Source organism: Microbacterium sp. ARD31 (genome assembly GCF_031844425.1).
In genome coordinates, this window is the sequence record NZ_JAUZVE010000009.1 from 69,205 (window position 1) to 92,460 (window position 23,256).

The 23,256-nt window shown below is 72.9% G+C and carries 22 protein-coding genes; 7 read left to right on the forward strand and 15 right to left on the reverse strand.

The window, feature by feature from the left end:
- Nucleotides 1–11: 11 nt before the first annotated feature.
- A complete protein-coding gene (locus Q9S36_RS21760) occupies nucleotides 12–668 on the reverse strand; it encodes a hypothetical protein (protein WP_311286943.1) in 657 nt (218 codons plus the stop codon).
- Between the two features lie 88 nt (nucleotides 669–756).
- Nucleotides 757–1,365, reverse strand: coding sequence for an NAD(P)H-dependent oxidoreductase (locus Q9S36_RS21765; protein WP_311286944.1), 609 nt, complete (start codon nucleotides 1,363–1,365; stop codon nucleotides 757–759).
- A 201-nt stretch (nucleotides 1,366–1,566) separates the two neighbouring features.
- Between Q9S36_RS21765 and Q9S36_RS21770 the strand changes: the two genes are divergently transcribed.
- Together Q9S36_RS21770 and Q9S36_RS21775 are read left to right on the forward strand one after the other, a co-directional pair.
- Nucleotides 1,567–1,743 carry a hypothetical protein gene (locus Q9S36_RS21770; protein WP_311286945.1) on the forward strand — a complete coding sequence of 59 codons (177 nt, stop codon included), beginning with the start codon at nucleotides 1,567–1,569 and terminating at the stop codon, nucleotides 1,741–1,743.
- Entirely contained in the window at nucleotides 1,740–3,170 is a 1,431-nt protein-coding gene (locus Q9S36_RS21775) for an FAD-dependent oxidoreductase (protein WP_311286946.1), read from the forward strand. Before Q9S36_RS21770 ends, Q9S36_RS21775 begins: the two co-directional genes overlap by 4 nt.
- Before the next feature lie 12 nt (nucleotides 3,171–3,182).
- On the opposite strand, the gene Q9S36_RS21780 is transcribed toward Q9S36_RS21775, so the two are convergent.
- The 4 genes from Q9S36_RS21780 to Q9S36_RS21795 form a co-directional block, all read right to left on the reverse strand.
- Nucleotides 3,183–3,635 carry a hypothetical protein gene (locus tag Q9S36_RS21780; protein WP_311286947.1) on the reverse strand — a complete coding sequence of 151 codons (453 nt, stop codon included), beginning with the start codon at nucleotides 3,633–3,635 and terminating at the stop codon, nucleotides 3,183–3,185.
- 333 nt (nucleotides 3,636–3,968) lie between these two features.
- Nucleotides 3,969–4,901, reverse strand: coding sequence for a carbohydrate ABC transporter permease (locus Q9S36_RS21785; RefSeq protein WP_311286948.1), 933 nt, complete (start codon nucleotides 4,899–4,901; stop codon nucleotides 3,969–3,971).
- Complete coding sequence (locus Q9S36_RS21790; RefSeq protein WP_311286949.1) at nucleotides 4,898–5,833, reverse strand: sugar ABC transporter permease; 936 nt, start codon at nucleotides 5,831–5,833, stop codon at nucleotides 4,898–4,900. Before Q9S36_RS21790 ends, Q9S36_RS21785 begins: the two co-directional genes overlap by 4 nt.
- 3 nt (nucleotides 5,834–5,836) lie before the next feature.
- Entirely contained in the window at nucleotides 5,837–7,183 is a 1,347-nt protein-coding gene (locus Q9S36_RS21795) for an ABC transporter substrate-binding protein (protein WP_311286950.1), read from the reverse strand.
- Nucleotides 7,184–7,349: 166 nt separating this feature from the next.
- Between Q9S36_RS21795 and Q9S36_RS21800 the strand changes: the two genes are divergently transcribed.
- The 3 genes from Q9S36_RS21800 to Q9S36_RS21810 are packed head-to-tail and all read left to right on the forward strand — an operon-like array spanning nucleotide 7,350 to nucleotide 12,299.
- A complete protein-coding gene (locus Q9S36_RS21800) occupies nucleotides 7,350–9,356 on the forward strand; it encodes a beta-galactosidase (RefSeq protein WP_311286951.1) in 2,007 nt (668 codons plus the stop codon).
- Nucleotides 9,356–10,159, forward strand: coding sequence for a DeoR/GlpR family DNA-binding transcription regulator (locus tag Q9S36_RS21805; protein ID WP_311286952.1), 804 nt, complete (start codon nucleotides 9,356–9,358; stop codon nucleotides 10,157–10,159). Before Q9S36_RS21800 ends, Q9S36_RS21805 begins: the two co-directional genes overlap by 1 nt.
- Nucleotides 10,149–12,299, forward strand: a complete 2,151-nt coding sequence (locus Q9S36_RS21810; RefSeq protein WP_311286953.1) for an alpha-galactosidase — start codon at nucleotides 10,149–10,151, stop codon at nucleotides 12,297–12,299. Before Q9S36_RS21805 ends, Q9S36_RS21810 begins: the two co-directional genes overlap by 11 nt.
- Here Q9S36_RS21810 and Q9S36_RS21815 read toward each other — a convergent pair.
- The 9 genes from Q9S36_RS21815 to Q9S36_RS21855 form a co-directional block, all read right to left on the reverse strand.
- Nucleotides 12,283–13,260, reverse strand: coding sequence for a zinc-binding dehydrogenase (locus Q9S36_RS21815; RefSeq protein WP_311286954.1), 978 nt, complete (start codon nucleotides 13,258–13,260; stop codon nucleotides 12,283–12,285). The two genes, Q9S36_RS21810 and Q9S36_RS21815, sit on opposite strands and share 17 nt — an antisense overlap.
- A gap of 32 nt (nucleotides 13,261–13,292) precedes the next feature.
- Nucleotides 13,293–13,886 (reverse strand): rhomboid family intramembrane serine protease, encoded by a 594-nt coding sequence (locus Q9S36_RS21820; RefSeq protein ID WP_311286955.1) that lies wholly within the window; start codon nucleotides 13,884–13,886, stop codon nucleotides 13,293–13,295.
- Nucleotides 13,887–13,929: 43 nt separating this feature from the next.
- Nucleotides 13,930–14,619 (reverse strand): response regulator transcription factor, encoded by a 690-nt coding sequence (locus Q9S36_RS21825; protein ID WP_311286956.1) that lies wholly within the window; start codon nucleotides 14,617–14,619, stop codon nucleotides 13,930–13,932.
- Nucleotides 14,620–14,671: 52 nt separating this feature from the next.
- Entirely contained in the window at nucleotides 14,672–15,328 is a 657-nt protein-coding gene (locus Q9S36_RS21830; protein WP_311286957.1) for an ANTAR domain-containing protein, read from the reverse strand.
- Between the two features lie 86 nt (nucleotides 15,329–15,414).
- Nucleotides 15,415–16,077 (reverse strand): HAD family hydrolase, encoded by a 663-nt coding sequence (locus Q9S36_RS21835; protein ID WP_311286958.1) that lies wholly within the window; start codon nucleotides 16,075–16,077, stop codon nucleotides 15,415–15,417.
- Between the two features lie 35 nt (nucleotides 16,078–16,112).
- Entirely contained in the window at nucleotides 16,113–16,709 is a 597-nt protein-coding gene (locus tag Q9S36_RS21840) for a hypothetical protein (RefSeq protein ID WP_311286959.1), read from the reverse strand.
- Between the two features lie 12 nt (nucleotides 16,710–16,721).
- Nucleotides 16,722–18,149, reverse strand: coding sequence for a gamma-aminobutyraldehyde dehydrogenase (locus tag Q9S36_RS21845; protein ID WP_311286960.1), 1,428 nt, complete (start codon nucleotides 18,147–18,149; stop codon nucleotides 16,722–16,724).
- Nucleotides 18,150–18,157: 8 nt separating this feature from the next.
- Nucleotides 18,158–18,481, reverse strand: a complete 324-nt coding sequence (locus tag Q9S36_RS21850) for a cupin domain-containing protein (protein ID WP_311286961.1) — start codon at nucleotides 18,479–18,481, stop codon at nucleotides 18,158–18,160.
- Nucleotides 18,482–18,624: 143 nt separating this feature from the next.
- Nucleotides 18,625–20,253 carry a PucR family transcriptional regulator ligand-binding domain-containing protein gene (locus Q9S36_RS21855; RefSeq protein ID WP_311286962.1) on the reverse strand — a complete coding sequence of 543 codons (1,629 nt, stop codon included), beginning with the start codon at nucleotides 20,251–20,253 and terminating at the stop codon, nucleotides 18,625–18,627.
- A gap of 107 nt (nucleotides 20,254–20,360) precedes the next feature.
- Between Q9S36_RS21855 and Q9S36_RS21860 the strand changes: the two genes are divergently transcribed.
- A complete protein-coding gene (locus Q9S36_RS21860; RefSeq protein ID WP_311286963.1) occupies nucleotides 20,361–21,908 on the forward strand; it encodes a CoA-acylating methylmalonate-semialdehyde dehydrogenase in 1,548 nt (515 codons plus the stop codon).
- Entirely contained in the window at nucleotides 21,901–23,256 is a 1,356-nt protein-coding gene (locus Q9S36_RS21865) for an aspartate aminotransferase family protein (RefSeq protein ID WP_311286964.1), read from the forward strand. Before Q9S36_RS21860 ends, Q9S36_RS21865 begins: the two co-directional genes overlap by 8 nt.

Sequence of the window (23,256 nt, forward strand, 5' to 3'; positions counted from 1 at the left end):
CATGCGCGGCGTCAGGCGAGCAGCGCCTGCGCCACCGTGGCCGCCTGCACCGCGCTCACGCCCGCGCGCTCGGCCGCCCGGGTCAGCAGCTCGTCAGCGTCGCTCGTGGTGAGCCCCAGCCGGGCCGCGACGACGCCGATGGCGACGTCGAGCACCCGCTGTTCCCGCAGCCGCTCAGGTGCCGCCTCCGCGCGTCGCAGGGTCTCGAAGCCCAGGTCCGCGTTGGTCACCGCTCCCGCCTGCCACCCGCCGAGGGCGTCGACGAGGCCCTCGATGCGGTCGTGGAAGGCGTGCGGCGTGGACGCGTAGAGGTCGATCGTGAGCACCGCCCGGCCGTGCTCGACCACCGGGAGCGACACGGTGCTGAGGATCCCCGCGAACGCGCGCTCGCGGGCCATCTCCGCCCACTCGCCCTCGTCCAGCGCATGGGCGTCGCCGGTCGCGTCCGCCGACGCCTGCCCGCCCTCGTCGGCGGGACGCGTCGTCGCCGTGTCGTCGACGAGGGTGAAGGTGAGGTCGTCGTCGAGCAGCGTCACGCTGAGCGCGACGCACTCGGGCACCGTGCGCACGGCCCAGCCCTCGATCACCCTCAGCAGCACCTCGACGTCGTCGACCGCCGTCGTGACGTACTCGTCCAGCGCCTCCCTGCTCTGCGGCAGAAGCTCCATGGCGTCCTTCGAGTCGGTGCGGGCGAAGCCTCGATGGTGCGCCTCCCTCGCCGTACCTGCCACACCCGGCGGGGCGTGGGTGCCGCGGTCAGCCGGGCGGGTACGGCGACCCGGCGAGGAGGCCGGCGAGGTGCGCTGCGTTGCGCGCGAGCACCTCGGTGGTGCCGGCGGTCTTCTCCGGGGTGGTGTCGAGGTCCCGGTAGTCGACGGCCTGCATGGCCTCGCCCACCCAGTACGTCGCTGCCTGCGCCGGGAGCGTGAAGCCCACGTCGGACAGGGCCTGGGCGAGCTCGGCGGTCACGTGGTGAGCGCCGTCCTCGTTGCCGACGACACCGATCGCGGCGACCTTGCCGAACACCAGCGGGCGTCCCTCGTCGTCGGTCTCGGAGAGCTCGGCGTCGAGCCGCTCCAGCACCATCTTGCAGACCGAGGACGGCTGGCCCATCCAGATCGGCGTGACCAGCACCAGGACGTCTGCGGCGAGCATCTTCTCGCGGATCGACGGCCAGGCGTCCCCGTCGCCCTCGTCCGTGCTCACGCCGAAGCGGACGTCGTGGTCGACGACGCGCTGCATCACCCCGGGGACTCCGCGTTCCTCGAGGGCGGCAAGGACCTGCGAGCCGAGCAGGTCGGAGCTGGACTCGGCGGGCGAGGGCTTGAGCGTGCACGAGAGCACGAGGCAGGAGAGATCGGGCATCCGCACCGGTACCCCGCTGGCGGACCGCGATGCGCCGAGCGCCGGGGACGTCCTCGCACGGCGTACGGGAGGACGTCCCCGGCGGACCCCTGCTGCGAGGTCGTGGTACCCCAGGAGGGTGTGGCGCATGCGCGACGCTGCGACGCGGCTCATGGACGGGGAGGGGATGGGTACGAGGACGCCGACCCCGAGGAGGACCCCATGAGCTCGTCCGGCGACAACGCCCCCGACACCCAGGCCCCCGACACCCAGGCCCCCGACACCCAGGCCGACCCGCAGACCCATCTCGACACGGACCCGGTCAACGCACCGAACCCGGAGACCGACCTGGCGGGCGACCCCGTCGAGGACCAGGACGACGAGGCGACCGACGCGTGACCTCGCTCTGGCTCGACGGCGCCCCCGCCGTCGCGGACGACGCGCTCCCCGACCGGACGCCCGACGTCCTCGTCGTCGGCGCCGGGCTGACCGGGCTCACCACCGCCCTGCTCCTGGCCCGGGCCGGGCAGGACGTGGCGGTCGTCGAGGCCCGCACGGTCGGCGCCGTGACCACCGGCAACACCACCGGCAAGGTGTCGTTGCTGCAGGGCACCCACCTCTCCCGGATCCTGCGCCACCAGACCGCCGAGGTGGGACGCGCCTACGTCGAGGCCAACCGCGAGGGCATGGAGTGGCTGCTCCGCTTCTGCGACGAGCACGACGTCGCCTACCAGCGCCGACGCGCCGTGACGTACGCCGCGGACGACCCCGAGCGCTCCAGCGTGCAGGAGGAGCACCGCGCCGCCGCGTCCCTCGGGCTCGAGGTCCGGTGGCTCGACCGGCTCGACGTGCCGTTCCCCCACGTCGGGGCGACCGTGCTGGAGGAGCAGGCACAGATCGACTCGATGGAGGTGCTCGCCGCGCTCGTCGCGGAGGTGCGCCGCCACGGCGGCACCCTCACCCAGGGCGCCCGGGTCCGGTCGGTGTCGAAGTCCGGCGAGCCGGTCGTGACCCTGGAGGACGGGCACGAGCTGCGCGCGCGCCACGTCGTGGTGGCGACCGGCGCATCGATCCTCGACCGCGGGCTCCACTTCGCCAAGGTCGAGCCCCAGCGGTCCTACGCCCTGGCGTACCAGTGGTCCGGGGCGCTCGACGGCATGTACCTCTCCGCCGGCTCCGACTCCCGGTCGGTGCGTGACGCACCCGGTGGTCACCTCGTCATCGGCGGCAGCGGCCACGTGGTCGGCCGCACCCGCTCCGAGAGCGCCCACGTCGAGGAGTTGCGCGCGTGGACCGCACGGTGGTTCCCCGGTGCCGCCGAGACCCACCGCTGGTCGGCGCAGGACTACAGCAGCTACGACGGGGTGCCCTTCGTCGGGCGCCTGCCCGGTGGCGAGGGCCGCGTGCACGTCGCGACCGGCTACGAGAAGTGGGGCATGGCCAACGCGGTCGCCGCGGCCCGCACCATCTCCTCCGACCTCCTCGGCGACGTGCCGTCCTGGGCGGCGGTGCTGGCCGGGCGCACCCCGCGGGCCATGGGTGCCGCCGAGCTCGCCCGCGTCAACCTCGGGGTCGGCGTGGCAGCCGCGGCGCGCGCGGCGAAGGCCGCGGTCGACCGGCTCCCGGGCGCCGGCACGACCCCGACCGGGTACGACTGCGGCGTGGTGGGCGTGTGCACCCACCTCGGCGGACTGCTCTCCTGGAACGACGCCGAGCAGACGTGGGACTGCCCGCTCCACGGCTCGCGGTTCGCCCCCGGCGGCGAGGTGCTCGAGGGGCCCGCGACGCGCCCGCTGAGGAAGCGTGGTCGGACCGAGCCGCAGTAGAGGGAGCTGGAGTCAGCGGTTGGCGCAGACGATCTCGGCCTTGAGGGCGTCCTCGGAGGAGAGGTCGGCGCCCGGGCCGCAGACGAGGTCCAGCGGGTCGGCCGCACCCTCGACGGCGGTGACGCCCTTGTCGAAGGCGGGCACCACGTCGCTGCACGCGTGCTCCAGGCCGATGCGGGTCAGCGCCGAGGTGGCGGTGTCGCCGCTGAGCGCGAGGTGCACGCCCCACGCGGCCGCGTCGGTGCGCTGGCAGTCCACGGCCGCGTTGGCCTGCAGCGCGGCGAAGTCGAAGGCGTCGGTGCCGAGCTCGTCCGCCACGGCGGCCCGCCAGGCAGCGGTCGCCTCGTCCTCCTGCTGGGCCACCTCCCGGACGGCGCCGTCCTGCTCGGACGCCGACGCGTCGCCACCGGAGCAGGCGGACAGGGCGGGGACGAGCAGGGCCAGGGCGAGGACGAGTGCACGCATGCGAGCAGGCTAGGAGCGCGCCGCGACTCCCGTCCGGAGATTGTTACCCGCGGGTACGTGATGCTCGCAACATGATCTCCGCTGGTTGAGCAGGGCGCCCTGCGCCCGTGTCGAAACCGAGGACTCGCGAGAACCTTGGTTTCGACACGCTCGCTGCGCTCGCTGCTCAACCGGCGGCCAGCCCGAACCGGACGTCATCGACCGGTGACACGCGCCGGAGCGAAGCGGAGGCGCCAAACAGCACAGGACCAGTGTGCTCGACCGCGCCCATCTGGGACATCGTGGTTTCGAGGCTCGCTGCGCTCGCACCTCAACCGACGAGGAAGATCTGCGCTACCCCTTGGTGGAGCCCAGCGTCAGGCCAGCGACGAACTGCTTCTGGAGGGCGAAGAAGACCACGAGCACCGGCAGCGCGACGATGATCGAGCCGGCCGCGACGAGGTTGGTGTCGGTGAAGAACTGTCCGCGCAGGTTGTTCAGCGCGGACGTCACCGGCAGCTTGTCGCCCTGCTGGATGAGCACGGTCGCCCAGAAGAACTCGTTGTACACCCAGGTGACCTGGAGCGTGGCGAGCGCCGCGAGGGCCGGGCGGACCAGCGGCATGGTGAGCTGCCAGTACTGCCGCCACACGCTGGCGCCGTCGAGCTCGGCCGACTCGTAGATCTCGTAGGGCAGCGTCTTCATGTAGTTGCTGAGCACGAAGGTGCAGAAGCCCATCTGGAAGGCCGTGTTGACCAGGATGAGCGCCCAGAAGCTGTTGAGCATGGACCCGGAGTCGCTCAGGAAGTACGGCAGCGGGATCTCGCGGAACATCCGGAAGACCGGGATGAGGAGCGCCTGGGGCGGCAGCAGGTTGGCGGCGAGGAAGACCCCGAGCAGCGTCAGGTTGAAGCGGTAGCTGAACCGGGCCAGCACGAACGCGACCATCGAGGAGAGCCACAGCGTCAGCAGGACGGCGGGGATGGTGACGAGCAGCGAGTTCTTCATGTGCAGCCCGAAGTTCGCCCGCGTCCACGCCTCCTCGTAGTTGTCGAGCGTCCACCCGCCGAAGGAGAGGTAGCCGTTGGCCTGGGTGTAGTCGTACTCCCGGAAGGAGTTGACGAGCGCCCAGAGCAGCGGGAACAGCCAGACCAGCGCGAGCAGCGCCATCACCACCGTGGCGATGGTCCCGCGCCGGCGGCCGAGCGCCACGCCACCGCCCTCCTGGCGCGGGGCGGTCCGCTCGGTCCGGACGCTCGGCGCGGCGACAGGGGTCTCGTACGTCATCCTCGACGCTCCTCACGGAACACGGTGCGCAGGTAGATGGTGATGAACACCGACGAGATGACCATCATGATCACCGCGAGCGCGGAGCCGAAGCCGTAGCGCGTCGCCTCGCCGATGACGTTCTGCGCGACCAGCGCGCCGATCACCTCGAGGCCGTTGCGGCCCTTGTTGATCACCCAGACCAGGTCGAACGCGCGCAGCGACTCGATGACGACGATGACGACCACGATCATGTTGATGGGCCGCATCACCGGGAAGATCACGTTGAAGAAGGTCCGCACCTCGCCGGCGCCGTCGACGGCCGCGGCCTCCCGCAGGCTCGCGTCGACACCCTTCAGCCCGGCCAGGTAGATGAGCATGATGTAGCCGGTGTGGCGCCACGACGTCGCGACCAGGACCGCCCACAGGTTGATGTCGGGATCGCCGTACCAGTCCACCTGGGTGCCGAAGAGGTCGTTCACCAGGCCCTGGTCGCGGGAGTAGAAGAGCTGCCAGATGAACCCGATGAGGGCCAGCGACAGCACGACCGGCATGTAGAACGCGGTCTGGTAGAACCGGCTGCCGCGCATCTCGCGGTCGAGCACCACCGCGAAGAGGATCCCGAGCGGGGTCGGGACCAGGAACAGGAACGCCAGCCAGATCAGGTTGTGCTGGATCGCCGGCCAGAACGGCGGGTAGATCGTGGCGATGTCGCGGTAGTTCTGGAGGCCGACCCACTCGATCGTGTCGAGGTCGCCGAAGCCGTTCCACCGGCCGAAGGACAGCGCCACGGACCCCAGGGCCGGCAACCACACGAGGGCCAGCACGAGCACGAGCGGCACCGTGACCATGAGGACCACCGTGAGGCGGTCGCGGGCCGACCGGCGCTTCTCCCGGCCCTGCTTCGGCGCCGCGGCAGCAACCTGCCGCGGCGCCTCGTCGATGTGTGCCATGGCTCAGCCGAAGATGGAGGCGGCCTGCTCCTGGATGCTGGCCGTGACCCCGTCGATGTCGTCGGGGTTCTTCAGGAACTCCTGGATCGAGGGGATCATCACCGTGCTGGCGAAGTCGGCGTTGGTGTCGCGGTCCATGAACTGCGCGATGTTCGACGCGGCGCCGACGACCTCCGCGGACTTCTTCTGCAGGTCGCTGTACGTCGACGTGCTGGCGCCCTCGTTGGCCGCGATGAACGGCGCGTCGGCCGCCTCGTTGCCCGCGTCGGCGGCGGCCGCGCTGCCGAGCCACTTCGCCATCGCCTTGCCACCCTCCTGGTTCTTGCCCGCGGCCGCGACGCAGAAGCCGTCGATGGGGGCGTCCAGGGCGTCGGAGCCGATGGAGGAGTCGAGCTCAGGGAAGGTGAAGAAGTCGAGGTCCTCGCCGTTCTCGCCGAGCGCGTCCACCACGAAGGTGCCGAGGAGGTACATCCCGCACTCGCCCTTGCCCATGGATGTCGCTGCCTCCTGCCAGGTGCGCCCCAGCGGGTCCTCCTGGTGGTACGGCAGCAGCTGGCGCCAGGTGTCGAAGACGAGCTTGACCTCGTCGCCGTCCCACGCCTCCTCGCCCTTCATCAGGCTCATGTGGAAGTCGAACCCGTTGAGGCGCATGTTGAGGATGTCGAAGGTGCCCATGGCGGGCCAGCCGTCCTTGTCGCCGAAGGCGAACGGCGTGATCCCCTTGCCCTGCATGTCGTCCATCAGCGCCATGAAGTCGTCGTTGGTGGTGGGGGCCTCCCAGCCGTTCTTCTCGAAGACCGACTTCCGGTAGAAGACCGCCCACGGGTAGTAGCTGATCGGCACGAAGTACTGCTTGCCGTCGGCGGCGGTCGAGGCCTCCTTGAACGAGTCGTTCAGGCCGTCGATGGGCCACTGGTCGCTCAGGTCGGAGATCAGGCCGTTCTCGGCGAACTGCGCCATCCGGAAGCCGGCGAACCAGGTGAACACGTCGTCCGGCGTGCCCTGGAGGTAGGTGTTGATGCTCTCCTGGAAGGTGTTGTGGTCCACCGCGTTGAGCGCGACGGTGTTGCCCGACTCCTTCTCGTACGCCTTGGCGATGGCCGCGAGGCGGTCGTGCGCCGCGCCGACGCCCTCGGCCTCGTTGATGCCGAACTTCACCGTGCCCGAGCCGGACCCCGAGCCCCCGCCGGAGTCGCCGCCACAGGCGGCGAGCAGGCTGGCCCCGCCCACGGCGAGGCCGGAGAGGGCGGCGCCGCGCAGGATCGTGCGGCGCGTGGCGGCCATGGTCACGAGAGCGGACCGGGGCACGGAGGTGCCGCCCAGGGCACCGGTGGGACGGGGTCGGGACACGGGAGCCTCCAAGACACAGAATCAAACAGGGAACGACAGCATGTGACGGCCGACACAGCCCCGTCAACCCTCAGGATGTCGATATCTCGATCGAAAGTCCACAGAAAACAAACAAAGTCACCGTCGTTCCGTTGACTTGTGGTGCGATGCTCGTCACAGTTCTGGCATGCCGACTCCTCTGCCCGCGCTCGCCTTCGGCGGCGACTACAACCCTGAGCAGTGGCCCCGCGAGGTCCAGGAGGAGGACCGCCGGGCGATGGGCGAGGCCGGGGTCGACCTGGTCACCCTGGGGGTGTTCTCGTGGGCTTTCCTGCAGCCCGCTCCCGACCAGTGGGAGTTCGGGTGGCTCGACGAGCAGATGGACGAGCTGCACGCGGCCGGCGTCCGTGTCGACCTCGCGACCGCCACCGCGTCCCCGCCGCCGTGGCTGACCCACCGGCACCCCGAGATGCTCCCCGTCACCCAGGACGGTCGCACGCTGTGGCCGGGTGCACGGCAGGGTTTCTGCCCGAGCTCGCCGGTCTACCGCGAGCACGCGCTGGCCCTGTGCCGCGCACTCGGTGAGCGCTACGCAGACCACCCCGCCCTGGCCCTGTGGCACGTCTCCAACGAGCTCGGGTGCCACAACGCGCGGTGCTACTGCGACGTCAGCGCGGCGGCGTTCCGTGACTGGCTCCGGCGGCGCTACGACGACGACGTCGACCGCCTCAACCACGCCTGGGGCACCGCGTTCTGGTCCCAGCGCTACGGCGACTTCGACCAGGTCCTGCCGCCGCGCGTCGCCCCGGCGTGGGCCAACCCCACGCAGCAGCTGGACTTCCTGCGATTCTCCTCCGACCAGCTCCTCGACAACTTCGTCGCCGAGCGCGACGTGCTGCACGAGGTCTCCCCCGGCGTCCCGGTGACCACCAACTTCATGGTCATGCGGCACACCTTCGAGATGGACTACCTCCGGTGGGGCCGCGAGCTCGACGTGGTGTCGAACGACCACTACCTCATGGCCGAGGACCCCCACTCGCACCACGAGCTCGCGTTCAGCGCCGACCTGACGCGCGGCACCGCCGGCGGCCGGCCGTGGCTGCTGATGGAGCACTCCACGAGCGCGGTGAACTGGCAGCCGCGCAACATCGCCAAGCGACCGGGCGAGATGGCCCGCTCGAGCCTGGCCCACGTCGCCCGCGGCGCCGACGCGGTGCTGTTCTTCCAGTGGCGCGCGTCGCGCGCCGGTGCGGAGAAGTTCCACTCCGGGCTGATGCCGCACGCCGGCACCGACACCCGGCTCTGGCGCGAGGTGTGCGAGCTCTCCGGCGTCCTGGACGCGATCGAGGAGGTCGCCGGGAGCGCACCGCGGAACCAGACGGCGATCCTCTTCGACTGGGAGGCGTGGTGGGGCTGCGAGCTCGACTCGCACCCGAGCATCGACGTGCGCTACCGCGACCGGGCCGAGGACTTCCACCGCGCGCTGACCGCGCTCGGCGTCGGCGTCGACGTGGTGCACCCGAGCGCCGACCTGTCGGCGTACGACCTCGTCGTCGTGCCGACGCTCTACCTCGTCACCGACGAGGCGGCTGCCGCCGTGGCGGCCGCAGCCGAGCGTGGCGCGACCGTCGTCGTCACCTACTTCAGCGGCATCGTCGACCCCCACGACCACGTCCGCCTCGGCGGCTACCCGGGTGCCCTCCGCGACCTGCTGGGCGTGCGCAGCACGGAGTTCCTGCCGCTGAACGCCGGCCAGGTGGTGCGGGTGGACGGCCTGGGCGACGGCGGCCTCGACGCCGACACCTGGTCGGAGGACCTGGAGCTGGCCGGCGCCACCGCGGTGGCCACCTACGCTGACGGGCCCGCGCGCGGCCTGCCCGCGGTGACGCGCCGCGACGTCGGCTCCGGCGCCGCCTGGTACGTCGCCACGCGGCTGGGGCCGGACGGCACCGACCGCCTCGTCGAGCGCCTCGTCGCCGAGTCGGGGGTCGAGCGGCTGCCGGGTGCCGGCCCCGACGTCGAGGTGACGCGACGGGTGGGCGACGACGCGTCGTGGCTCTTCGTCGTCAACCACGGCGAGGCCGACGCCGCGGTCCCGGTGCGCGGCCACGACCTGGTCGCTGACCGCGCCGTCGACGGAGACCTCGTGGTCCCGGCCGGCGGGGTGGCCGTGGTGCGGGAGCAGGGGGCCTGATGCTGGCGGCGCAGCGGCGGAGCCTCATCCTGGCCGAGCTGAGCCGAGGTGGCACCGTGCGCGTCACGGACCTCGTCGACCTGCTCGGCGTCTCGGACATGACCGTGCGCCGCGACCTCGTGGCCCTGCACCGCGAGGGCCTGCTCGAGAAGGTGCACGGCGGGGCCCTCGCGGTCGCCGAACCGTCCTCCTCGGAGCCGGGCTTCGCCGCCAAGTCGGTGCAGCGCCGCAGGGAGAAGGAGGCGATCGCCGCCCGCGCCGCCGGCTTCGTGCACGCCGGGATGGCCATCGCGGTCTCGGCCGGCACCACGACCCACGCCCTCACCGAGCACCTGACCCGGATCCCCAACCTCACCGTCGTCACCAACTCCGTGTGGGTCGCCGACGTGCTGCACCGCCACGGCGACAGCACGACGTCGGTGCTGCTCACCGGCGGGCTCCGCACCCCGTCCGACGCCCTCGTCGGACCGGTCGCGGTGTCCTCGCTGCGCAGCCTGCACGTCGACGCCTTCTTCATGGGGGTGCACGGGATGGACGTGCGGGCCGGGTTCAGCACCCCCAACCTGCTCGAGTCCGAGACCAACCGGGCGATGATCGAGCGCTCCCGCCGCCTGATCGTGTGCGCGGACTCGAGCAAGTGGGGCGTGGTCGGGCTCAGCAGCATGGCGTCGCTCTCCGAGGCTTCGGTGCTCGTCACCGACGCCGGGCTGTCGGCCCAGGCGAGCGGCATCCTGTCCGACCACGTCGACGAGCTGGTCCTGGTCAACGCGGGCGACCCCGGTGTGGCGGCGCATGACGACTGAGGCCTTCGCCCCCGTCCACCTCGGTCGGGGCGGGGTGAGCGTCGTGGTGGCGCCCGACGCCGAGGGCGTCCCCGTCCTCGTCCACTGGGGTGCCGCCCTGGGCACCACCTCCTCCGAGGTGCTGGCCGAGCTGGTAGCCGCGCGCCGGCCCGGCGTGCCGCACTCCGCCTACGACCACCCGCGCACCACCGGGCTGGTGCCCGAGGTCACCCGCGGCTTCACCGGGACGCCGGCACTGGAGGGGCACCGCGTCGGTGGCGACGCGGCGGCGCTCCCCCGGCTCGCGCGGTGGTCGAGCAGGCCCGCCGACGACGGGTCGGACGCCGGCGTGCGCCTCACCGGCGTCGACGACGAGGCCGGGTGGTCGGTCGACGTCGACCTCCTCCTCAGCGACGCCGGCCTGCTGCGGGCGCGCACGTCGGTGACCAACACCCGCGACGGGGTGCTGCACCTCGCCGCGGTGCGCTCGGCGCTCCCGGTCGGGCCGCACGCCAGCGAGCTGCTCGACCTGACCGGACGGTGGTCGAAGGAGCGCTCCCCGCAGCGCCACCCCTGGGTCCAGGGCACGCACCGCCGCGACGGCCGCCACGGTCGCACCGGACACGACGCCACCCTGCTCATGGTCGCCGGGACGCCGGGCTTCGGCTTCTCGCACGGCGAGGTCTGGGGCGTGCACACCGCGTGGAGCGGCGACCACATGACGTACGCCGAGCGCACCCCCGAGGGCGACTGCCTCCTCGGTGGGGGCGAGCTGCTCGCCCCGGGCGAGGTGGCGCTCCAGCCCGGCGAGACCTACGCCGGCCCGTGGCTGCTCGGCTCGTGGTCGGTCGAGGGCCTCGACCCGATGAGCCACCGGTTGCACGCCCACCTGCGTGCCCGGACCCCGCGGTCACGGACCGAGCGTCCCGTGGTCGCCAACACGTGGGAGGCCGTCTACTTCGACCACCGCCTCGACCGGCTCACCCACCTCGCCGACGTCGCCGCCTCCGCGGGCGTCGAGCGGTTCGTCCTCGACGACGGGTGGTTCCTCGGCCGCCGCGACGCCAACGCCGGGCTCGGGGACTGGACCGTCGACCCGCAGGTCTGGCCGGAGGGGCTCGGCCCGCTCGTCGACCACGTCCGCGGCCTCGGCATGCAGTTCGGGCTGTGGGTCGAGCCGGAGATGGTGAACCTCGACTCCGAGGTCGCCCGCCGCCACCCCGAGCGGGTGCTGCGGGGCCACGCGGACCTGCCCGCGTCCTGGCGCGAGCAGCAGGTGCTCGACCTGCAGGACGAGGCGGCGTACGCCGAGGTGCGCGACGCACTGCTCGCCCTGCTCGACGCCTACGACATCGCCTACCTCAAGTGGGACCACAACCGGGACCTCACCGACGCCACCCACGGCGGCCGGCCCGCCGTCCACGGCCAGACCCGCGCGCTCCACCGGCTGCTCGACGAGCTGCACGCGGCCCACCCCGAGGTCGAGATCGAGTCCTGCTCCTCCGGCGGCGCCCGCGTCGACGCCGCGATCCTCGAACGCACCGACCGGATCTGGGCCAGCGACACGATCGACGCCCTCGAGCGGCAGAGCATCCAGCGGTGGACCTCGCTGCTGGTGCCGCCCGAGCTGATCGGCTCCCACGTCGGCGGCCCCGTCGCGCACACCACCGGGCGCGCGCACCGCCTCGGCTACCGCGCGGCCACGGCGCTGCTCTACTCCTTCGGCATCGAGTGGGACGTGACGGGTCTCGACCCGCTCACCCTCGAGGCCCTCGGCCGGTGGATCGACCTGCACAAGCAGGTGCGCCCGCTCATCGCCACCGGGACGCTGGTGCACCCCGACCACGCCGACCCCGCCGTCCTGGTCACCGGCATCGTCGCCGCCGACCGCTCGGAGGCGTGGTACGTCGTCGCGACGGTCGCCTCACCCGCCACCCAGCACCCGGCCGCCCTGCGGCTGACCGGGCTCGACCCCGAGCGGACCTACCGCATCGCCGACGTGACGGCCACGGCCGACCAGCACGGCGCCGACCTCACGACGTGGTGGGCGGCGGCCGGCGAGCACGCGCTCCCCGGCCGGATCCTCGCCACCGCGGGCGTGTCGCTGCCGGTGATGGCGCCGGAGACCGCGCGGGTGCTCCGGCTCACGGCCGGAACATGATCTTCCCGGTCCGGCCCGGCGTCTGCGAGGCCGCGACCGCCTCGGCGGGCTGGTCGAGGCCGAAGGTCCCGCCCGAGGTGAGCGGCAGGCTGCCGTCGAGCACCAGCCCGATCAGCTCGCCGAACATGCGGGCGCGGTCCTGCGCCGACGTCGTCCGGCTGACCTTGGCGCCCCAGAAGCCCTTGACGGTGAGCTGCTTGAAGATGACCGGCCCGCTGCTGATCACCAGCGGCTGGTTGCTGGCCGCACCGAAGGTGACGAGCAGGCCGTCCTCCCCGAGGAGCTCGGCGAGGCCGTTGGCGACGTCGCCGCCGACCGAGTCGACCGCCGCCCGAGCCCCGGCGTCCCCCACGAGGGCGCGCGCCTGAGCGACCCAGTCCTCGGACTCGGTGGCGATGGCGTGGTCGATCCCGAGCTCGGCGAGCTCCGCGACGGCCGCCTCGCGTCGGACGAGGTTGACGACGTTGATGCCGCGCGAGCGCGCCAGGACCGCCACGATCTTGCCGACGGCACCGTTGGCCGCGGTCTGGACGATCCAGTCGCCGGCGCCGACCTCGAGGAACTCCACGAGGCTGATCGCGCTGAACGGCATCGAGATGAGCTGGGCGGCTGCCTCGTCGGCCATCTCGTCCGGGACCGGGACGAGGGCCCCGGCGGGGGCCACGAAGTGCTCCGCCCACGTGCCGGGCGACCCGGCGACCGCGACCCTGCGGCCGACGAGGGCCTCGTCGGCGCCCTCGCCGACGGCCTCGACCACGCCGACGGCCTCGGTGCCGCCCACCGCCGGGAGCGCCGGCCTGACGCCGTAGTTGCCGGCGACGGTGACGAGGTCGTGGTTGTGGATCGGCGACAGCAGCGTGCGCACCAGCACCTGACCGGGACCCGCCACCGGCGTCTCGACCTCCCGCTCGGTGAGGACCTCCTCGGGTGCTCCGAAGGTGTCGTGACCGACGCTGCGCATGGTGTCTCCTGCCGTGGGTGGGGTGGGGGGTGTCATTCGTACGACGTGCGGCGCCGGCCGCTGGTGATCCGGGCCGCGACCGCGCCACCGATCGCGCCGAACAGGTGGCCCTGCCACGAGACGCCCGGCTGGCCGGGGAGCACCCCGAGCAGCGCGCCGCTGTAGAGGAGGAACACCACGACCCCGATGAGGATCTCGGACCGGCGGCCGGTGAGGAAGCCGCGGACGACCAGGAACACGATCCAGCCGAACACCAGCACCGAGGCGCCCGCGTGGGTGGTCTGGGCGCCGGCGAACAGCCAGACGCCCAGCCCGCCGACGAGCCAGATGATCGCCGTGGCCAGCAGGCCGCGGGCGAGGCCGGTGACCAGCGCCAGGAAGCCCAGGACGGCCACCGGGACGGTGTTGCTGACCAGGTGGTCGAAGCCGAAGTGCAGCACCGGCGCCACGAGCACGCCGACCAGTCCCTCCTCGCTGCGGGGCTGGACGCCGTACGCGTCGAGGGGGTGGCCGGTCGCGGCGTCGACGATCTCCAGCACCCACAGCAGCGCGACGAACGCGCCGGTCACCAGCGCGGCGTCGCGCCAGGTGTCGGTGCTCCGGGCCGGAACGGTCGTGCGGGCCATGCCCCCATGGTGACAGCGGGGGTGTAGCCGCCCGGAGTCGCGGTCAGGCCGTCGGGCGGACCGCCTCGACGGGCACGGGGTCGACGAGGCGCAGGCCGCCGTCGTCCGCCTCGGCGGAGAGCAGCAGGCCGTGCCGGACCGCCCACAGGACGGCCTGGGAGCGCGACGTGACACCGATCTTGGAGTAGGCGCTGCGGATGTAGGACTTGACCGAGTTGATGCTCAGCAGGGTCTCGTCGACGATGTCCTGGTTCGAGCGGCCGGCGGCGATGAAGGCGAGCACCTCGGTCTCGCGCTGCGTCAGGGGCCACCGCTCCTCGCCCGGCTTCTGCGCGACCTTGCGGCCGGTCCAGGCGTCGATGACCACGCGTCCGTCGGCGATCTGCAGCAGGTCGCGCACCATCCGGTGGGCGGGCAGCCACTTGCTGACGAAGCCGGCTGCGCCGCGCGACATCGCCGTGGACACCGCGCCGGGCGAGCAGTCCCAGCTGTAGGCGACCATCCGGCCCGGCACGCGGAGGGGCTGTCCGGGTGCGCGGTGGGGTGCGGCCGGCTCGAAGAGGGTGAGGTCGCACGGCGGCGACGGCTGGTCGGCGCGCAGGCCGACGAGGGTGACCGCGGCGGAGTGGGGGGCGAGCATGCTCCGCAGGCCGTGGAGGACCAGCTCGCTCTCCTCCCGGACGCCCACGAGGAGGGCCCGGGTCGGGAGGACGGTGGGGGGAGGTCGGTGCATGGCCCCCCGGTACCCCGTCAGGGGTGGGGCATGCGCGTCACCTGCGGAACCGCTACAGGCCGGGCAGCGCGAGCAGCACGAGGGCGGCCTGCACGTCGGCGATGCCGGCCTGGCTGGCGCAGGAGTGGAGCACCGATCGTGCCGTCTCGATGTCGAGTCCCTGCCGGGCGGCGAGCAGCCCCACCGCGACCTCGACCGTACGACGCTCCTTCAGCCGCTGCGGCGCCTCCTCCGCGCGGCGACGCGACTCGAAGGCGAGGTCGGCGTTGGTGACCGCCCCGTCGCGCCAGGCGCCCAGCGATCGGGAGAGGTCCTCGAGCCGGTCGTCGAAGGCGTGCGGAGTGGACGCGTAGAGGTCGATGCCGAGGACCACGCGGTCGCGATGCACCACGGGGAGCGAGACGGTGCTGGCGATCCCGGCGGCGGCCTGCTGGCGCGCGAGCGCGGCCCAGCCCTCCTCGTCGAGGGCGTGCCAGCCCGTGGCCGGCGGCGCGGCGCTCGTCGGCGCCGGCGCGTCGTCGCCGGTCGGCCCCTGCCTGACGAAGGTGAAGGTCAGGTCCTCCTCCAGCAGCGTGACGCTCATCGCGACGCACTCGGGGACGGTCCTGACGGCCCAGCTCTCGATCACGCTGAGCTGGTCCTCGAGGTCGTCGCCCGCCGGCGTGAGGTACTCGTCGAGCGCCTCGCGGCTCTGCGGCAACAGCTCCATCCGGATCTCACCCCCGAAAGCTCGGTCACGGCCCACCGTCGATGCTGGCGGGTACGACGCGGCGGTGCCACACCCGCCCGGGCGAATCAGGTGTCGCGGAGCGTCTCGGCCAGCTCGTGCGGGGTCTCGAACACCATCACGGCGCCGGCCTCGCGCAGGTCACGCTCGGGAATGCCCCCGGTGAGCACCGCGATGCAGGGCACGCGGGCGGCGGTGGCCGCCTCGACGTCCCACACGGTGTCCCCGATGACGACCGCCCTGCCCGCCTCGACCTCCTCCAGCGCCACCTCGATCAGGTCGGGGTGCGGCTTGGTCCGCGACGCGTCGTCGCCGCTGACCGTCGCGGTGAGCATGCCGGCGGCACCCTCGACCAGGTCGAGGAAGCGGTCGGTGATCTCCTGCTCGGACGAGGACGCGAGCACCACCCGGACCCCGCGGTCGCGCAGGAGCTGGATGAGCTCGCTCGCGCCGTCGGTGGCCGACACGAGGCCCGCGCGCTCGGTGAGGTGGGCCTGGTGGCGGCGGCGTACCTCGTCACCGACGTTGCGCTCGACGGCCTCGCCCGCCACGCGCTCGACCAGCTGGTCGCCGCCCATCCCGATGAGCCGGTGGATGCGGTGCGAGGCGATGTCGAGCCCGACGTCGCGGAAGGCCTCGCGCCACGCGAGGACGTGGACGTAGTTGGAGTCCACCAGCGTGCCGTCGAGGTCGACGACGACCGTGTCGATTCCGGAGAGGACTTCTGTCACGGGGCCGATGCTGCCCCGCGTGCCCCGGTCCTGCTTCACCCCGGAGGACGGGCTTGGTGCACGTCGAGCCGCAGCAGCCGACTGGCGAGGTCGACGCACGGACCGAGGGCGACGATGACCGCGAGCGTGCCGACGCCGACGGTCGCCCCGAGCAGCCAGCCGACCAGGGCGCCGCCACCCTGGACGGCGCTGTAGCTCCACCGGAACGGCAGCGGCGGGTCGTACGCCAGCGCTGCCGCCTCGGCGGGACCGGCGCCGGTGTGGCTGCCGAGGTAGGTGGCGATGCCGACGGCGAGCACCGGGAAGGCGAGCACCAGCAGCACGATGCGCGCGGGCCAGCCGTCGGGGACGTCCCACGCCCCGAGGAGGACGTCGACGGTAACGCCGACCAGCACGACCTGCACGACGGTGCCGATGCCCGGGAACACCCGGCGCACCGCGGCCAGGACCAGGAAGGCGATGCTGACCAGCGTGTTGGCGAGCAGGAAGCCCATCCCCGAGGCCAGCGCGATGCCGTTGACCAGGGTCGAGTAGCCGTCGGAGCCGAGGTCGGCGGTCAGCAGCATCGCCACGCCGACCCCCAGCACCACGCACCCGCCGACGAGCTGGACGAGCTGACGCGGCGAGGGCACGGCGCAAGGATGTCAGTAGTGCGCGGTCATCACGTGCTTGATGCGGGTGTAGTCGTCGAAGCCGTAGCCCGAGAGGTCCTTGCCGTAGCCGGAGGCCCCGAACCCGCCGTGGGGCATCTCGGAGACGAACGGGATGTGGGTGTTGACCCACACGCACCCGAAGTCGAGCTCGCGGGTGAGCCGGTCGGCGGTGCCGTGGTCGCGCGTCCACACGCTGCCGGCGAGTCCGTAGGGGACGCCGTTGGCCATCCGCACCGCCTCGGCCTCGTCGTCGTACGCCTGCACGGTGAGGACGGGACCGAAGACCTCCTCCTGCACGACGCGGTCGTCCTGGTGCACGCCGGTGACGACCGTCGGCGCGAAGAAGTAGCCGGTCTCGCCGTGGCGGCTGCCGCCGGTGCGGACGGTGGCGTGGTCGGGGAGTCCGGCGAGGTACCCCTCCACCTTGGCGAGGTGGGTGGCGTTGTTGAGCGGGCCGTAGTCCGCCTCGACGTCCGACGGCGGGCCGGGCCTGGTGTCCTCGGCCTCCTTGACCAGCAGCTCGACGAGCTCGTCGTGGACGCTGCGGTGCACGATCACGCGCGTCGCGGCGGTGCAGTCCTGGCCGGCGTTGAAGTAGGCCGCGGCCGCGACCATCTCCGCCGCCCGGCGCAGGTCGGCGTCGGGCGCGACCACTACCGGCGCCTTGCCGCCGAGCTCGAGGTGGGCACGCTTGAGGTTCTTCGCAGCCGACGTGGCGACCTCGATGCCGGCGCGGACCGAGCCGGTGATGGCGACCAGGCCGGGCGTCGGGTGCTCGACGAGGTGGCGGCCGGTGGTGGCGTCACCGTTGACCACGTTGAGCACGCCCGCGGGCAGGACCTCCCCCGCGATCTCGGCGAGCAGCACGGTCGAGCGCGGCGTGGTGTCGCTGGGCTTCAGCACCACCGCGTTGCCGGCCGCCAGCGCCGGTGCGACCTTCCAGATCGCCATGGCGAAGGGGTAGTTCCACGGCGTCACCTGCCCGACCACGCCGATGGGCTCGCGGCGGATGCTCGAGGTGTGTCCCTCGAGGTACTCCCCCGCTGACTTGCCCTCGAGCAGCCGGGCGGCGCCGGCGAAGAAGCGCAGCTGGTCGACGCCCTGGTCGACCTCCTCGCTGGCGATGTAGCGGATCGGCTGACCGGTGTCGCGCGCCTGCACCTCGCTGATCTCGTCGCGGCGCTCGGCGATCGCGCTCGCGAGGTCGAGCAGGAGGCCCTGGCGGCGCCCGGGCGTCAGCCGCTTCCAGGTCTGCGACGCGCGGGCTGCAGCGGCGTACGCGCGGTCCACCTCCTCCGCCGTGGAGACGGGCGAGCGGCCGTCGGTCTGCCCGGTCGTGGGGTCGACGAGGTCGATGAACTCGCTGGTGGTGGACTCGACGAGCTCGCCGTCGACGTAGTTGCGGATCGTGTCGGTCATGGGTCTCCTCAGGCGACGTAGATCTTGCGCAGGGTCTCGTGGACGACCCAGGTGGTGTGCTCGCCCGCACGCAGGCGGACGACGGTGCCGGGGCCGAGGTCGACGCGCTCGCCGTCCTCGAAGCTGACGGTGGCCGATCCGGAGAGGACGACGAACACCTCGTCGACCTCCACGTCGGTGGCCGTGCCGGGGCTCATCTCCCACACCCCGACCTCGACACCCGCGACCGCGGCCAGCGCGCGGGACCCGGCCTCGGGTTCGCCGTCGACGACGGTGGCGGGGTCCAGCGGTGTGGTCGGCACGGCGGCGGACACGTCGAGCACGCGGAACATGGCTGTAATCCTCCCCCGACGTGCGGTCCCGGAGGCCGACGATCTGTCGGCAGTTCGACTGCGAGTCGGACGATCCGGCGGCCCCGCGCGCCGACTTGTCAGGCTCTCGCTGAACTTGTCAGGCCGTGCACGGGCTGACATGTTCAGCGATCCCCGGCCGGCCGGGGATCACTGGCGAGCTCGTCGGCGACGAGGGCGACGTGCAGGGAGACCCGGACGTCGGGGTCGTCGAGGTCGGCGCCGAGGACCGTCTCGATGCGGGCCAGTCGGTCGTAGAACGCGGCGCGGGACAGGTGCAGGCTGGCCGCCGCGTCGGTCTTGCTGGACGGGTGGAGCAGCAGCGCCCGCAGCGCCGCGAGCAGCTCGGTCCGCGACCCCTCGGCGCTGTCGTGCCGCTTGAGCGGGGCGAGCTCGCGGTCGACGAACAGCCGCACCCGCTCGTCCTCGCCGAGCAGGGCGAGCAGCCCCCGCAGGTGCAGGTCGGCCAGCCGGTGCACGTCCGGGTCGCGCTCGCGGCGGCTCTGCGGCGCCGCGTCCGCGACCTGGCCGGCCTCCGTCACCGAGCGCGCGACCTGGTCGCGGTCGTCGGCCACCCGCCCCGCAGCCAGTACGACGTCGTGGTGCGGCAGCACGCGGGCGGCCAGCCGGTCGACGAGGTCGTCTGCGTCGGCCGTGGCCGGCGCGGACACGAGCACCCGCAGGTCGCGCTCGACCTCGCAGACCAGGGCCGGGAGGCGGAGGCCGTGCGCGGCCCGCACCACGGCCGCGGCGAGCTCGTCGAGGTCGGCGGGGGTCGTCGTACCGACGCGGGGGCGGACGACGAGGCCGACGAACCGGCGCCGGCGGACGGGGAAGCCGGCCACCTCGCAGCGGCGCAGCACCTCCTCGGAGCCGGGGTGCTCGGACAGGCCGGCCAGCAGCTCGAGGTGGGTGCGGCGCATCAGGGTGCCGCGGTCACGGTCGTGGAGCCGGTGCAGCGCGAGCGCCGCGGCCGCCCGCTCGGCCACCGCGACGAGGCGCTGCGGGGGCGCGGTCGCGGAGCCGATGACGAGCCGGCCCCACGCCTGCTCCGTGGTCCCGAGACGGGTGACGAGCCAGCCGTTCGCGGCGTCCCACCCGGTGCGGCCGGCGACCTCGACCCGGCGCGACCGGGCGGGCCAGCCGTCAAGGAAGCCGGCGGTGTCGTCGGGACCGGCGAAGTAGTCGAGGGGGCGGTGCTGCGCGTTCTCGACCACCACCGGTCCCCCGGAGAGCCGTTGCACGGCCTGCAGGATCTCGACCGGCCCGGCCTGCGAGAAGTTCAGCTCGGTGAACGTCTCGTGGACCCGCTGGGCCTCGCGCAGCTCGGTGAGCTGGTGGTCGACGACGCGCTCGCCGATCTCCTGTGCGAGGGCGGCGAACCGGGTCTCCCGGGCCAGGACCACCAGGGGGAGGCCGTGCCGCTCGCACGCCGCGACCAGCGGCTCGGGCAGCTCTGACCGCCACCGCCTCCCAAGCTCGACGACCACGCCGGCGCTGCCCACGTCGACCAGCTCGTCGACGAAGGCGGACAACCCGGACGCGTCGTCGTCGGCGGGCAGGCCCGTGCCCATCGTCAGCACCAGGTCACCGGGGCGCAGGAGCTCGCGCACGTCGGGCCGCTCGGTGGCGTGCACCCAGCGGATCGGCCGGTGGGTCGCGGACGCGCCGGCGACGACGCTCGGCGCCGCCCGGTGGAAGGTGGGCAGCGCGAGCGCCTCCTGGAGCGTCACGCCCGGCGTCACCTCGGCCACGGCAGGCAGCCTACGCGGGTGACGGGTGACGAAGTGTCCGAACGAGGACCCCAAAGCCTACGATCCGACAGCCCCGGCGAGCGGTGGCGAACGAGCAGGATGGCGGCATGACGACCTCTGGACCCGTCGACATCGTGCACTGGGTGGACGGCCGCGAGCTGACCGGCTCCCCCACCGGCTGGGCGGACGTGACCAACCCCGCCACCGGCCAGGTGACCGGCCGGGTCGCGCTCGCGAGCGAGGCCGACGCGGCCCACGTCATCGCGGCCGCCGCGCGCGCCGCCCGGGCGTGGGGCACGACCTCGCTGGCAAGGCGTACGCAGGTGCTGTTCGCCTTCCGCGAGCTGCTCTTCAACCGCAAGGAGGAGCTCGCGGCGATCATCACGGCCGAGCACGGCAAGGTCCACTCCGACGCGATGGGCGAGATCGCCCGCGGACTGGAGGTCGTGGAGTTCGCCTGCGGCATCTCGCACCTGCTCAAGGGCGGGCACAGCGAGGAGGCGTCGACCGGCATCGACGTGCACTCCAAGCGGGTGCCCCTCGGCGTGGTCGGCATCATCAGCCCGTTCAACTTCCCGGCCATGGTGCCGATGTGGTTCTTCCCGATCGCCATCGCGGCCGGCAACGCCGTCGTCCTCAAGCCGAGCGAGAAGGACCCCAGCGCCGCCGGCTGGCTCGCCGCACTGTGGCGGGAGGCGGGACTCCCCGACGGCGTCTTCAACGTCCTGCACGGCGACAAGACGGCGGTCGACGCGCTCCTCACCAGCCCCGACGTGCAGGCGATCAGCTTCGTCGGCTCGACGCCGATCGCGGAGTACGTCTACGAGACCGCGAGCCGGCACGGCAAGCGTGTGCAGGCCCTCGGCGGGGCGAAGAACCACATGGTCGTGCTGCCCGACGCCGACCTCGACCTCGCCGCCGACTCCGCCGTCAACGCGGGCTACGGCAGCGCCGGCGAGCGTTGCATGGCGATCAGCGTGCTGGTGGCCGTCGACCCGATCGGCGACGAGCTGGTCGCCCGGATCGCCGACCGCACCCGCACGCTCCTGATCGGAGACGGCGGCCGGTCCGCCACCGGCGAGGGCAAGGAGGCGGACATGGGTCCGCTCGTCACGAAGGCCCACCGGGACCGCGTCGCGAGCTTCATCGACTCCGGCGAGGCGGCGGGCGCGAAGGTCGTCGTCGACGGCCGCGACATCGAGGCGCGCGGTGGCTCCCAGGACGTGACCGACGGCTTCTGGCTCGGGCCGACGCTCTTCGACGAGGTCACACCCGACATGGAGATCTACACCGAGGAGATCTTCGGCCCGGTGCTGTCGGTGGTCCGGGTCGGCTCCTACGAGGAGGCGGTCGCGCTGGTCAACGCCAACCCGTACGGCAACGGCACCGCGGTCTTCACCAACGACGGTGGCGCGGCCCGCCGCTTCGAGGCCGACGTCGAGGTCGGGATGATCGGCGTCAACGTGCCGGTCCCGGTGCCGGTGGCCTACTACTCGTTCGGAGGCTGGAAGCGCTCGCTCTTCGGTGACACCCACGCCCACGGCACCGAGGGCGTCCACTTCTTCACCCGCGGCAAGGTCGTCACCACCCGGTGGATCGACCCGGCCAACCGCCCCGAGGGTGGCCTCGAGCTGGGGTTCCCGCGCAATGACTGACGTGATCAGCACGTCGGACCTCGCCGGCACCCACGACGCGGAGCGGGCCTACGAGCTCGACCGCGCGCACGTCTTCCACTCGTGGTCGGCCCAGGCGGAGATCAGCCCGATGGTGATCACCCGCGCCGAGGGCAGCCACGTCTGGGACGGGGCCGGCCGGCGCTACCTCGACTTCAGCTCCCAGCTGGTCTTCACCAACCTCGGCCACCAGCACCCGCGCATCGTCGCGGCCATCCGCGAGCAGGCCGGGCACCTCGCCACGGTCGCGCCGGCATTCGCCAACGGCACCCGCTCGGAGGCCGCCCGCCTCATCGCGTCGCACACCCCCGGCGACCTCGACCACGTCTTCTTCACCAACGGCGGCGCCGACGCCAACGAGCACGCCGTACGCATGGCACGGCTGCACACCGGGCGCCACAAGGTGCTGACGACCTACCGCAGCTACCACGGCGGCACCCACCTCGCGGTGAACATGACCGGCGACCCGCGCCGGTGGGCGAGCGACCACGGCTCCGCCGGCACGGTCCACTTCTTCGGCCCGTTCCTCTACCGCAGCGCGTTCCACGCGACCACCGAGGCAGAGGAGTGCGAGCGAGCGCTCGAGCACCTCGAGCAGGTCGTCGCCCTCGAGGGACCGGCGACGGTCGCGGCGATCGTGCTCGAGGCGATCCCCGGCACCGCCGGCATCATGGTGCCGCCGCCGGGATACCTCGCCGGGGTCCGGGAGATCTGCGACCGGTACGGCATCGTGCTCGTCGCCGACGAGGTGATGTCGGGCTTCGGCCGGTCGGGGCGCTGGTTCGCCGTCGAGCACGGGGGCGTGGTCCCCGACCTGCTGACCTTCGCCAAGGGGGTGAACTCCGGCTACGTCCCGCTGGGCGGGGTCGCGATCAGCGACGCGATCCACGCGACGTTCGCCCACCGCACCTACCCCGGCGGCCTCACCTACTCCGGCCACCCCCTCGCCTGCGCCGCGGCGGTCGCGACCATCCGGGCGATGGAGGACGACGACGTCGTCGCCCGCGCCGACCGGCTCGGCGCCGAGGTGATCGGCCCCGGGCTCCGGGCGCTCGCCGAGAAGCACGAGTGGATCGGCGAGGTGCGCGGCACCGGCGCCTTCTGGGCCGTGGAGCTGGTCCGCGACCGGGCGACGCGCGAGCCCCTGGCCCCCTACGGCGGCGCCAGCGCGGAGATGTCCGCGGTCGTGAAGGGCTGCCAGGAGCGCGGCCTGCTGCCGTTCTCCAACTACAACCGGATCCACGTCGTGCCGCCGCTCACCACCAGCGACGACGAGGTCCGGGAGGGCCTGGCGGTCCTCGACGCGGCCCTCTCCGCGGCAGCCGGCTGA

Coding starts and splice junctions, on each gene's coding strand:
- Q9S36_RS21760 (WP_311286943.1), bottom strand. CDS start 668: ATGGAGCTTCTGCCGCAGAGCAGGGAGGCGCTGGACGAGTACGTCACG.
- Q9S36_RS21765 (WP_311286944.1), bottom strand. CDS start 1,365: ATGCCCGATCTCTCCTGCCTCGTGCTCTCGTGCACGCTCAAGCCCTCG.
- Q9S36_RS21770 (WP_311286945.1), top strand. CDS start 1,567: ATGAGCTCGTCCGGCGACAACGCCCCCGACACCCAGGCCCCCGACACC.
- Q9S36_RS21780 (WP_311286947.1), bottom strand. CDS start 3,635: ATGCGTGCACTCGTCCTCGCCCTGGCCCTGCTCGTCCCCGCCCTGTCC.
- Q9S36_RS21785 (WP_311286948.1), bottom strand. CDS start 4,901: ATGACGTACGAGACCCCTGTCGCCGCGCCGAGCGTCCGGACCGAGCGG.
- Q9S36_RS21790 (WP_311286949.1), bottom strand. CDS start 5,833: ATGGCACACATCGACGAGGCGCCGCGGCAGGTTGCTGCCGCGGCGCCG.
- Q9S36_RS21800 (WP_311286951.1), top strand. CDS start 7,350: ATGCCGACTCCTCTGCCCGCGCTCGCCTTCGGCGGCGACTACAACCCT.
- Q9S36_RS21805 (WP_311286952.1), top strand. CDS start 9,356: ATGCTGGCGGCGCAGCGGCGGAGCCTCATCCTGGCCGAGCTGAGCCGA.
- Q9S36_RS21810 (WP_311286953.1), top strand. CDS start 10,149: ATGACGACTGAGGCCTTCGCCCCCGTCCACCTCGGTCGGGGCGGGGTG.
- Q9S36_RS21815 (WP_311286954.1), bottom strand. CDS start 13,260: ATGCGCAGCGTCGGTCACGACACCTTCGGAGCACCCGAGGAGGTCCTC.
- Q9S36_RS21820 (WP_311286955.1), bottom strand. CDS start 13,886: ATGGCCCGCACGACCGTTCCGGCCCGGAGCACCGACACCTGGCGCGAC.
- Q9S36_RS21825 (WP_311286956.1), bottom strand. CDS start 14,619: ATGCACCGACCTCCCCCCACCGTCCTCCCGACCCGGGCCCTCCTCGTG.
- Q9S36_RS21830 (WP_311286957.1), bottom strand. CDS start 15,328: ATGGAGCTGTTGCCGCAGAGCCGCGAGGCGCTCGACGAGTACCTCACG.
- Q9S36_RS21845 (WP_311286960.1), bottom strand. CDS start 18,149: ATGACCGACACGATCCGCAACTACGTCGACGGCGAGCTCGTCGAGTCC.
- Q9S36_RS21850 (WP_311286961.1), bottom strand. CDS start 18,481: ATGTTCCGCGTGCTCGACGTGTCCGCCGCCGTGCCGACCACACCGCTG.
- Q9S36_RS21860 (WP_311286963.1), top strand. CDS start 20,361: ATGACGACCTCTGGACCCGTCGACATCGTGCACTGGGTGGACGGCCGC.
- Q9S36_RS21865 (WP_311286964.1), top strand. CDS start 21,901: ATGACTGACGTGATCAGCACGTCGGACCTCGCCGGCACCCACGACGCG.